9 protein-coding genes are annotated in these 11,873 nt (G+C 42.5%); 3 read left to right on the top strand and 6 right to left on the bottom strand.

Features of this window, described 5'->3' with window-relative positions; translation table 11 throughout:
• Window positions 1-15: 15 nt before the first annotated feature.
• Window positions 16-879: a hypothetical protein gene (locus N480_RS20345; protein ID WP_063374282.1), complete on the bottom strand. Its 864-nt coding sequence runs from the start codon at window positions 877-879 to the stop codon at window positions 16-18.
• A gap of 264 nt (window positions 880-1,143) precedes the next feature.
• Between N480_RS20345 and N480_RS20340 the strand changes: the two genes are divergently transcribed.
• The 3 genes from N480_RS20340 (at window position 1,144) to yjjG (ending at window position 3,307) form a co-directional block, all read left to right on the top strand.
• Complete coding sequence (locus N480_RS20340) at window positions 1,144-2,043, top strand: phosphoribulokinase (RefSeq protein WP_063374281.1); 900 nt, start codon at window positions 1,144-1,146, stop codon at window positions 2,041-2,043.
• A gap of 62 nt (window positions 2,044-2,105) precedes the next feature.
• Window positions 2,106-2,636, top strand: a complete 531-nt coding sequence (gene yjjX / locus N480_RS20335) for an inosine/xanthosine triphosphatase (RefSeq protein ID WP_063374280.1) — start codon at window positions 2,106-2,108, stop codon at window positions 2,634-2,636.
• Window positions 2,633-3,307: a pyrimidine 5'-nucleotidase gene (yjjG, locus tag N480_RS20330; RefSeq protein WP_063374279.1), complete on the top strand. Its 675-nt coding sequence runs from the start codon at window positions 2,633-2,635 to the stop codon at window positions 3,305-3,307. The genes yjjX and yjjG overlap by 4 nt, the downstream gene beginning before the upstream one ends.
• A gap of 19 nt (window positions 3,308-3,326) precedes the next feature.
• Here the strand turns inward: yjjG and rlmB are convergent, their stop codons facing one another.
• The 5 genes from rlmB to N480_RS20305 form a co-directional block, all read right to left on the bottom strand.
• Window positions 3,327-4,064: a 23S rRNA (guanosine(2251)-2'-O)-methyltransferase RlmB gene (gene rlmB, locus N480_RS20325; protein WP_063374278.1), complete on the bottom strand. Its 738-nt coding sequence runs from the start codon at window positions 4,062-4,064 to the stop codon at window positions 3,327-3,329.
• Between the two features lie 3 nt (window positions 4,065-4,067).
• Window positions 4,068-6,557 carry a ribonuclease R gene (gene rnr, locus N480_RS20320; RefSeq protein WP_063374277.1) on the bottom strand — a complete coding sequence of 830 codons (2,490 nt, stop codon included), beginning with the start codon at window positions 6,555-6,557 and terminating at the stop codon, window positions 4,068-4,070.
• Between the two features lie 1,312 nt (window positions 6,558-7,869).
• Window positions 7,870-9,966: an ATP-binding protein gene (locus N480_RS20315; RefSeq protein ID WP_196761530.1), complete on the bottom strand. Its 2,097-nt coding sequence runs from the start codon at window positions 9,964-9,966 to the stop codon at window positions 7,870-7,872.
• Between the two features lie 161 nt (window positions 9,967-10,127).
• The gene (locus N480_RS20310; protein WP_063374275.1) at window positions 10,128-10,727 is read right to left on the bottom strand and encodes a response regulator transcription factor; all 600 of its coding nucleotides are present in this window, start codon (window positions 10,725-10,727) and stop codon (window positions 10,128-10,130) included.
• Window positions 10,728-10,730: 3 nt separating this feature from the next.
• Window positions 10,731-11,837, bottom strand: coding sequence for a sensor histidine kinase (locus tag N480_RS20305; protein WP_063374274.1), 1,107 nt, complete (start codon window positions 11,835-11,837; stop codon window positions 10,731-10,733).
• Between the last annotated feature and the right edge of the window lie 36 nt (window positions 11,838-11,873).

The following is an 11,873-nucleotide window of genomic DNA, read 5'->3' as shown; positions in this document are numbered from 1 at the left end:
AAAAACAGTAAACTATCACTCACTACAAACAAAAGCCAGAACTTCATTATTATAACTTAAGCGTGTGATATTTGCTGAGCAATAATCCTGAAGATCTTTCCACAAAACTACTTTTTTTGGCATTTCGAAGTTTCGTGTAAAGACTCGATTTCCAACCGCATAGGCGATAGTTTTGTCATCAAACCAAGTATAATCCCTCACCTTAGAAGGCAAGGCAAAGTGTTTTTTTACCGACTTTAATTGCTCTGAATACGTTGCAAACCAATGCGTATTGTTTTCAGTATAAGTAAAACTGTAAACGTCAGCCGTGCGGTTGTAAGCAAGACTTCTCCCAATATCTTTTGCTACTAGCTTAGGTAGGTGGCCATTGATGTCCGTAAACTGTAATGTATGTGGTGTACCTAAAATAAACATCATTACATCTTTATTTTTCCCCCACACATGGTAACCAACGGGTTCAATATGGTCGAAGATACGTGATGGCGATACATTTTTGTCATTTGGATAGAACCAGAGCTTCTGCTTTCCAGATGGCTCAACCACAATTGCAGAAACACCGTCGTCATGAGGATATATTGTGGGTGAATATTCGGATACAGGTGTGTTTGTTATGTTCGAGTGCTCATCCTTTGCAAAGTTATAAAAAAATAAATCCGTCTGTGGCCCCGAATCAGACTTCAACTCTTTGGTATAAAATAACCCTTGTTGAGTAAGCAGTGGTTGATTGTGATAAGCATCTGAGCCCGTTACAGGCTTTACAACGAACCCTTCGGTAGAGTCCTTAGCCAGCCAAATTTGGCTCTTTGGCATTGAAGCTTGTGCGCCTAACGCGGTTATGAAACAGCTAATGCTCAGCACCTTGAGAACTTTATTTATCATTGGTGAGTCCTTTTTATTTTTGATCTTACCTAGGCCAAAGCATAAATCCAATGATTTGTACGTACCTTTTAGTAATTTAAGTGAGAAGACATCACTAAGGGCTTTTTCAAAGCGCTTGCGAATTTCTCCCCTTCCAGTAACATCGAAAGGCGATGGTTGTGTGACAACAACGACTCACACGCCCCTCATTCATCCGGATATGTATTTAGAGAATGTATGTAACTACCTAAAGTAGAACCATTTTTGATAAATTTTGAGGTTTCGATGTCACAACAACACCCCATAATAGCGATTACAGGAAGTTCTGGCGCGGGCACAACCACCACAACCAATGCGATAAAACACATATTTCGAAGTCTTGATGCCAAAGCAGCATTTGTAGAAGGGGATAGCTTTCATCGCTATACTCGTCCTGAAATGGATAAGCTAAAACGAGAAGCACTGCAAGAAGGCAAACACCTGAGCTATTTTGGACAGCAAGCTAACGACTTTGAGGCCTTAGAATCGTTATTCTCTAGCTACGGACAAACAGGAAATGGAAGGATACGTAAGTACTTACACACATTTGATGACGCTGTGCCCTACAACCAATTACCCGGAACCTTCACACCGTATCAAGATCTAGAGCAAAATACAGATATGCTTTTCTATGAGGGGCTACATGGAGGTGTGGTGTCTGAAGAGCATAATGTTGCCAAACACGTAGATCTACTTATTGGCATGGTACCCATTATTAATTTGGAATGGATCCAAAAATTAATTCGCGACACCCATGAAAGAGGCCATTCAAGAGAAGCGGTTATGACATCGATTGTCCGGAGTATGGACGATTATATCAATCATATTACCCCACAGTTTTCTCGTACCCATATCAATTTTCAACGAGTGCCAACGGTTGATACATCAAACCCATTTAGCGCCAAAGACATTCCATCATTAGATGAAAGCTTCGTAGTAATTCGCTTTAGAGGCATCGATGATGTGGACTTTCCTTATTATTTACAAATGATTGAAGGGAGTTTTATGTCTAGGGTTAACACCCTTGTGGTACCTGGAGGAAAAATGGGCCTCGCCATGGAGTTAGTTTTAACACCACTGATCAAAGATCTGCTCATTAAAAAACGCGCATACGAAAACTTAGCGCCAACAGATTTACCAATTTAATTTGCGTATTCATTGCAGAGATCAGTACACTAGCGATCAAAATAGAAATATAAGAAGACGCTATGATTAAGGTGCTTGTAGGTTCCAAAAACCCTGTAAAAATAAACGCTGCTAAAACCATATTCCAACGCTATTTCCCCTCCAGCGAAATTCATTGTGAAGGTCTACATGCACCAAGTGGCGTCGCAGATCAACCCCTTGGCGAAGCCGATACACGGGCGGGGGCTGAAAATCGGGTGTCATATCTAAAAGCTAACCACATCGCAGACTACTATTGCGCGATGGAAGGCGGTGCAGCTAAATTCGATTATGGTGCAGCCACATTCGCATTTGTGGTGATTGCAAATCACGAGCAGTCGATTGTGGGGCGCAGCTGTAACCTACCACTACCCACTAAAATCTATGATGCGCTTGAGCAAGGTGAAGAGTTAGGTCATGTCATGGACCGAGTCTTTAACACTACCAATATCAAACAAAAAGGAGGGGCTATCGGTTTATTGACAAATAATCTGGCAACGCGAGAGAGCTCATATACACAAGCGCTCACACTTGCAATGGCTCCTTTTATACATCAAGAATTATATAAATCATGAAATACACACACATACTATTTGATGCGGATGAAACTCTGTTTCATTTCGATGCTTATCAGGGGCTTAGAACGCTCTTTGCTGAGTATGATGTTGAATTCACTCGTACGGACTTCAATGAATACCAGAGAGTAAATGCGCCCTTATGGCTTCAATATCAAGAAGGGAAAATTGACGCACAGACGTTACAGGTTACACGTTTTACAGCATGGGGGGATAAACTCTCAGTATCACCTGAAACCCTAAACCTCGGCTTTTTAAATTCAATGGCACAGATCTGCAAACCACTTCCAGGTGCAGAGTCTCTGTTAAAAGCATTAAACCCAAAAACCTCTATGAGCATCATTACAAATGGTTTTAGCGCGCTACAACAAAAGCGTTTGAATAAGACAGGCTTCAGCCATTTCTTTGACCAAGTGGTGATCTCTGAGCAAGTAGGCGTAGCTAAACCAGACCCGAAAGTGTTTGAACATACTATTGAACTACTAGGTAATCCAAATAAAGATCAGGTATTAATGGTAGGTGACACACCAAAAAGCGATATTCTGGGCGCCAATCGGTTTGGTATAGATAGTTGCTGGTTACAGCACGAAGGGCAAGTGTGTCCGGAAGATATAAAACCGACTTATCAGGTAAATTCATTGAATGCACTACAGACTCTCCTACTTAGCTAGAGTCTGTAGTATTTAAGGTTTAAAGGCTACGTTGACGAAGCACTTCGAACAGGCACACCCCCGTTGCCACAGAGACATTTAAGCTAGAGACTGTGCCAACCATAGGAATTTTGACTAATAAGTCGCAGTGCTCTCGGGTTAATCTGCGCATTCCATCTCCCTCAGCACCCATCACGATAGCAACAGGTCCTTTCAGATCAGACGTAAAAATTTCATTATCTGTCTCACCTGCAGTACCGACAACCCATACTCCTGCATCTTTAATTTCACGCAATGTTCTCGCTAAATTCGTTACTTGAATAAGCGGTACCGTTTCTGCAGCGCCACATGCCACTTTACGTGCTGTGCCATTAAGCTTCGCTGATTTATCTTTAGGGACGATCACAGCGTGTACACCAGCAGCATCAGCACTGCGTAGGCATGCACCCAAATTATGAGGATCAGTAACGCCATCTAATACCAGAAAAAATGGTGCACTGTTTGCTTCAATAATGGCCTTTAAATCATTTTCATTCAGCGCTTTTGGCGCCTTAACATTGGCAATGATACCTTGGTGCTGTTCACCTTTAGCCTTATTGTCTAGCGCTTTTCTCTGCATAAACTGCACAGAGATCCCGAACTTGCGTGCTTCATTAACGACAGCACTTAAACGCTTATCATCTCGCCCTTTAAGCGCGTAGATCTCTAAAAATCGCTCTGGCTCTTTTGCCAAAATAGCTTCGATAGAATGAAACCCAAAAATCAATTCATTACTCAAAATTTATGCTCCAGCACTGTTCTTTTGTCGCTTGCGGGCGTTTTTCCCAGGTCGTTTCGCTTTTGTAGACTTTTTGCCTACGCTCTTTTTCGTCGCCTTTTTCACACCTGAGGCGCTCGCTTTTTTACCCTTTTTCACCACCCCTTTTGGCGTGGTCTTTTTGCGTTTTTTCGCTTTTTTACTCTCTTTTTCTGTTCTTTCTTCTAACTTTGCAGGCTTCTCGTTCGGTATCTTTCCTGCCTTTAACTGGGTACGCACACTGCCATTGGCAGCTTTTTCCAGCTTCTGCTTTTTACGTCGACGCGCGTAACGATCTGGCTCAGCTTCGTCTGCCAAAGCAAGGTTAATACGTCTTTCGTCCAAGCTCACTGATGCCACTACAACACTGAGCTTATCGCCTAAGCGGTAAACCGTTTTACTGTGCTCACCCACTAAACAATGCTTTGCGCCATCAAAGTGGAAATACTCATGACCTAAATTACTGACATGGATGAGGCCATCAATCTGCAAGTCATCTAGGCGTACAAATAACCCAAAATTGGTTACTGACGAAATAACCCCTGAAAATTCATTACCGACGTGATCTTGCATAAACTCGCATTTAAGCCAATCTGCAACTTCGCGGGTTGCATCATCGGCACGACGTTCTGTCATAGAGCATTGTTCACCCAACTGATCTGCTTCATCGTCAGAATAGACATAAGCACCAGAAACTTGCTGTCCTTGCTTCGCTAAAATGCCCTTAATTGCACGATGCACAACTAGATCAGGGTAACGTCTAATTGGCGAGGTAAAGTGAGCATACGCTTTTAATGCCAATCCATAATGACCAATATTATCGGGTTGATAGACTGCCTGTTTCATTGAGCGTAATAGCATGGTTTGAATCAGCTCAGTTTCTGGGCGCTCACCCAGTGCATTTAATGCTTCTGTAAGTTCCAGTGGGGTCGGCTCATGCCCTATAATGCTCTCAATTCCTAAGTCTTGTAAAAACTGTCTGAAGTGGCTAAGTTTTTCAGGATCTGGTTCATCATGCACACGATATAAACTACTTGCTTCATGTTTCTCCAACAATCTTGCCGCAGAGACATTAGCCAAGATCATACACTCTTCAATCAGTTTGTGGGCATCATTACGCACCACAGGGACGATAGACTCAATTTTGCGATAGGCATTAAATACAAAACGCGTTTCTAATGTTTCAAACTCAATGGCACCACGCACTTGACGAGCTGATTTAAGCGCCATGTACATATTGTGTAATTCGCTCAAGTGCGGTACCACTTCAGCATATTCACTTCGCAGCTTCTCGTCACCTTGCAAAATATGGTGCACTTTGGTGTATGTCATTCGCGCATGCGAATTCATAACAGCTTCATAAAAGCGATAACCTGATAAACGCCCCGCCTCAGACACCGTCATCTCTGCCACCATACAGAGCCTATCTACCTTTGGATTCAATGAGCACAGTCCATTTGAAAGTACCTTTGGTAACATAGGTACCACTTGCTCAGGAAAGTATACCGAGTTGCCACGCTCAATCGCTTCTTTATCGAGTGGGCTATTCTTCTCCACATAGTGAGATACATCTGCAATCGCAACCCATAAACGCCAACCACCAGCACGTTTTCGCTCACAGTAAACCGCATCATCAAAGTCACGGGCATCTTCACCATCAATCGTCAGCAGGGGTAGATGACGCAGATCAATACGACCCTGCTTATCACTTTCACATACTTGCTCGCCGTGTTTACTGACTTGCTCTTCAACAGCTTGTGGCCACATATGAGGAATATCATGGTTTCTCAGTGCGACCTCAATTTCCATACCCGGTGCCATATGATCGCCAATCACATCGGTTACTTTGCCCACTGCATTCATTTGTTTACTTGGGCGCTGGGTAATTTGCACTTGGACCATTTGATTGTGGCGAGCACCTTTCTCACTGCCCGGCAAAATAACGATATCTTGTGTTATACGCGGGTCTTCTGGCACCACAACTGCCATGCCGTGCTCTACAAAGTAGCGCCCGATAATCGGAGCCCGTTCGCCTTCTAATACCCTGACAATGCGTGCCTCTACTTTACCACCAGAGCCGCGGCTAGCGGCTTTGGCAAGCACAAGATCGCCATGAAGCACTTTGTCCATTTGATGACGAGTGATGAACCAATCCTTTTTCTCACCTTCCACTTCTAAAAAGCCAAAGCCATCTCTGTGACCAATTACTTTGCCTTTAACAAGACCGTCATCACAGGGAATGACATAACACTTAAATTTATTAAAGTGCAGTTGACCATCTCGTTCCATAGCGCGTAATCGCCTTTTAAAGGCAATCTGTCTTTCTTCGTCAAACACATTAAGTGCCTGACACAGCTGACTAAAGCTGGTTTTTTTGGTGCTGGCTTTGATGTGTTCGAGTATGTATTCACGGCTAGGTACCGGATTATCGTATTTTTCTTGTTCTCTTGAGAGATAGGGATCCTGCTTTGGCATGCATTATCTGTGTAAAGGAGTTATAGCTTTATTCTAACGCAAAACAGCATAATGACCTAACCCCAAAAGGCGCGATTTTTAAGATTAAAAGCTTATAAAAGACACCGTATGACCACACATTTTGTCACCCAGTGCCCAGAGAAGATCCTTTCCAAGTTCACTAACACTTGGTCAACCAAGTTTGTAAAAGTAAGGATCTCTTGCTTGTTTTTCCGTGTCTCTATTTTTTGGCATATCAACGCAGGGTAACTTAGGTTCTAGCCCACTTTCGTCGACAAACCAAATACCATTGATATTACTATCTGCATAAACCAATCTCTAGACTCGCACCAGCGTGTAGCTGCTGGGCAAAAAATGATGCTTCTGTTTGAGATAATTCTGGCAAAGAAGCCCTTGATCTCAATTTGAAAGCCAACTAGATCTGATATTATCACCAAGGAGCCTATTGCCGCGCATGATCATATCGTCAACTCGCTAAGCAAAAGTCGATCTATAAATTTAAATGCGTCTTTGTCATCAGTTCTCGTAATAAGATCAACCGCTTCACCACGGTAGATCCTGACGACTTAGTCAGTGCATAATTCCTTCGATCGCAAAGTTACTGTCTTGAAGATCGCCACCGCGGTTGAAATCGACAAGTACTTGATACCATACTCTTCACCATTGGGCATGCGGTAAAACAGACTTCAGATATTGGATCCGTGCAAGCAATACTTTGACGGTGTTGCTGTTAACACCTGATCAAATGCCAATATCACTTAATGATCCGTATGATAATATAGCCACCAGCATAAGATCCTATTAAGTTAGTAACGTCAAACTCGCGTAAGATCTACCACCAGATCAAGCTTATTTAAAACCACTTATTTGACAGTGATATTGTCTAGATCAGCATTGGCAGGATCTATCATGTCGTATTGATCCACTTCGAAAAGCATCTTACCCAAGACACTCTACCGCCCGCTTGAGGGTTATTTTAAAGCGGATTGCATGAGTTAAATCTGCATCAACAATCACTGTCACGATACGACGCTCAATTTTATCAGCTGCAACGATTGTCAGACTGGCTTATAACCTTAGTCAAGTGTGTCACTGAATATCTCCAGAAATCACCTAACCAATGACTAGTTCAGTTTTCGCTCACAGTTGACCGAAGTTGCAATTAAATGCACCATTTTTAATAAATCAAAAAATACGCGGCCTGAAGTAAGCCGTTGAAAAAGCGGAGGGTGCTTGTTGTATGATGACTTTGCTTCCATAAACAAGACTCAAGTACTTGCCAATTAAAATACTGTTATTTATGCCTAAATCTTTAAGCCACAACTTTAGAATGATACTCAGATAACCTTTTCGCACTTTGCTTAGCTATGCCATGTAGCGCCTGCCAGTCAATATTGGTCGAATCAAACATAGATAAGCGCACATCTTGTAATGCCACATGCAGTGCGCGCATTCCTAAGGTAGAAGCTTCTTCTTCTAAGTGAATTAGCTTCTCTTCCAGCGCTTCCAGCGCTTGAATGTCTGCCAGCCCTCTTAGTTGCGCAAATTCATAGTCTAATCGATCGCTCAGATACATCAGCTTTGTGGCGAGTATTTGCGGTTCTATAGTCCCAGCTAACTGCTGAATAACAGCAAGGTCTAGCAAATCTTGCTCTGTCATGACGCTCTTGGCTGGTAGAAGAAGATTAGACAACAGCTTTTCTAATTGTGGTAAAACAATAGGCTTAGCTAAAAAGTACTCTATCCCTGACGAAAAATATGCTTGCTGAGCCTGCTCATCCACATCTCCGGTCAGGGCTATTACCTTCGGTGGAAATGGTAAATTCAATGGTTTAAACACTTGTCGGTACCAATCTAACCCATGGCCATCACGCAAATGCATGTCCAAGAAAACCAGATCAAAGTGCATAACCTTCAATGCCTGTTCGGCTTCCGCAAGAGTCGAGGCAATCTGATAGTTTAACGTCAATGAAGATAAAAAATGTTTGATGATCTCTTGATTTAAGAGATTATCCTCTACGACCAATATATTTCCTGAAAGTTGTGAAATTGGCAGTTGCTCACGCCCTTTTGGCTTTTGCTCCATTGCTTGCTCAGACACATTACAAAGCTCAATATCGAAATAAAACAAACTACCTTGCCCAAGCTCACTTTTCACCCCCAGCTTTGAGTCTAATGTCTGCAGCAATTGCTGACATAGCACTAACCCCACTCCAGCGCTTTGAGCAATAGGAAGTGCGGGATCTGCTGAATCAAATGGCCTAAATAGTTGCTCAATTTGAGTTTTATTCATGCCTTCACCAGTATCCGCGACTTCAAATCTCAGTACTGCACTTTGAGGCTTCTTGCGCAGCAAACTTATTGCCAGTGTTACTTTGCCTTGGTGTGTATATTTAATGGCATTTGATAATAAATTTTTGATTACCAAACCTAGCGTATCTTGGTCGACCAAATACTGTGCTGCCGGCGTCACACCGGTGGTCCTTGCTTCAAGCACAACATTTTTATCTTGTACGAGTGGCTTAAACTGTCCTATTAATTGTTCGGTAAAATCAGGTAATGCCGTCGCTGTTTGTCTTGATGCCTTACCACGCGCATTCAGTAATACTTGATTAGCTAAATCAGCCAGTGACATGGCCGTTGAGATGATCACATCACAATACTGCACATACTTTTGTGGCTCTCGCGGCGCTTGCTTAATCATTTCTGCATGCCCCACAATGGCATTTAACGGGGTTCTTAATTCATGACTTAACAGGGTTAAAAACTGTTCTTTTTGTTGTGTTTCCTCTTTGGCTCTTTGAGTCACATTGGCCAGTAATTGCTCTTTTCTGCAGCTACACAATAAACATAAAGAAAAGCACAAAATGAGTGGCATCACGATAACAGACAACGAAAAAAATTGGTTCATCCAATTGTTCGTCCCTAACGTGTCACTGTGCTCATAATTACCAAGCATACTGAGTCGCAAAGTAAACACGCTCAATAATGAAATGCAGGCCAGTGCAAAAGTCCAATGTGCAGGCGAAAAGCCCGTAAACGATTTACCTTGCCCAACCCAAAGCGCACGTAAACATAGCGTCATAGCCAATAACCAGACAAGGTAATTAACAACAACACGCACTAAAAAGCTGGCATCAAAGAAGGTGAAATAAATAAAACTGGGAAAGAATACAAATGCGAGCAAATACCAAGGCCAGTTGTGTGCCCGCACAACAAAAAACCTTTCAACTCCGCGAGTTAACATAAACAACCCTAACAAAATTAATGTGTTAGGAATCATAATTGACCAAACAGGAGACAGCGTCTGCGAAGACTGAAAGATACAGGCAACAGCAGCACTTAGCACAAACCCAAACCACAATCGCGTGCCAGCTATCCGCTTATGTATCAGCCAATTTACCATCATAAACACAGCACATACACAGGTCGTCAATGCCAATATTTTGAGTAGGAGTTTTGGGTCGCCCATCAAGAAAGATTACAATATGTTAATCATTAACTAGTATTATATTACTAACTGTATACATGAATAAATAGGGAAATACACTTACTAAGAAAAATTAGCGCTTATAGCCACCCTTTTTGCCTAGCAATACGCGCAGCATCCACTCGGTTTGTTGCATTAAGTTTAGCAATGGCTTCTGATAGATAGTTTCGCACTGTGCCATCACTTAAGAATAACTGCTGAGCGATTTGACTCGTTTTCAACCCTTCACTTGCTAATCTCAAGGCTTTACGCTCTTTATCTGAAAGCGGATCTTTTTCATCAAGCGCATTCATGGCAAGTTCCGGATCAATGACTTTTTGTCCAACAGAGACCTTTTTCAATGCATTAATCAGGTACTCACTCGGAGCCTCTTTTAGAATAAACCCTTTAACACTGGACTCCATAGCACGACGAATATACCCTGCTCGTGAAAATGTAGTCATAATAACAAACTTAATATGTGGATACCGTGTCTCAACGATTTGTGCCAGTTCAAGCCCAGTAATGTGAGGCATCTCTATATCGCTTAATACTATGTCGACATCGCAATGGTTTAACATTTCAAGAGCTTGTTGACCGTCCTCGGCTTCACCGACAACGTCTATATTCGGCTCCAATGATAATAACGCTGCGATGGCATTTCTAACTAGGGCTTGATCTTCTACTACTAGTACTTTCACTTTCTATATCTCCTTTTGAGGTAACAATGCCACCAGCATTAGTCCATTTTCTGTTCGTAGATTAAAAGAGCCGCCTAACTCTTCAATTCTCGACTTAATGCCGTTTAAACCATTGCCCCATACAACCTTGTGTACTTCGCCATCATCACTAAGGACAAGCTTATGATACTGCTTATTTGCACCTAGTGAGATGGACACCTTACTGGCGGTACTATGCTTAAGCACATTAGTAATCGCTTCTTTTGCAACAAAACATAGGCAACTCTCTTGCTCAGGTGTGAGTGTTAGCTGTTGAATATCAGGCTCAACCAGTAAGCCTTTGTCTTTCAACCTCGATGCCATTACCTCTAATTGTGCATAAAGCCCTAACTGTTTCATACCCGATACGGCTTCTCTCACCTCAGACAGTGCTGTTCTTGCTAACTCTGCAACCTCCTGAGTTTCGTGTCGTGCCTTGTCATGACACCCGGCATCAATGAATTTGCCAGCGAGCTCCGATTTTAATGATATAGAGCTCAGCGAATGGCCAAGTAAGTCATGTAGATCACGAGCAATACGCTCTCGTTCCGCAATTTTCGCTAATTGGCGTATTTGCTCTCTACTTTGTTTTGACTCATTGCGATGTATTCGCTCTTTATACTCGACCACACCAAAACCAAATAATCCGAGAGAAATGACCGCAGCCGGGCCAATAAAGTAAGGCCAATAGTTCGGGGAAATGTGCAAAGTTGCCACCAAAGTAATCGCACACATCAACACAGCTAACATCAACCAGCGCACAGTGCCCAAGAAACAAAATCCAATGAAGTACCCAACATAACCAAATAGCGTACTTGTTCCTGAAGTCACCTGCGTCATAAGGACACAAATTAGCAGCATGAGCGCAATAAAGTTGGTCGCGTCTTTGGCCGGCTTAGTTGACGCTTTGTGATAGCAAAAGATAAAACCGATATAAGCTAAAAACTGGATGACAACTTCAGAGACCGAATACGTACCATAGTTGCGTATCATGGGGAAAAAATAGAATACAGAAAACACCAGCGGGCCATAATTCCAAAAAAAGTGTTTTCCTTTTCTGGCCAGCTGCATGGTATGTGTCACACTACTCATCGGGTTCTCTCTTAGGGCCTAAAAAGGCCTATCTCT

Origin of the sequence: Pseudoalteromonas luteoviolacea S2607 (assembly GCF_001625575.1) — a bacterium.
Taxonomy (GTDB): domain Bacteria; phylum Pseudomonadota; class Gammaproteobacteria; order Enterobacterales; family Alteromonadaceae; genus Pseudoalteromonas; species Pseudoalteromonas luteoviolacea_E.
Note: the sequence above shows the minus strand (reverse complement) of the source record. Positions and strands in the feature narration are given on the sequence as shown.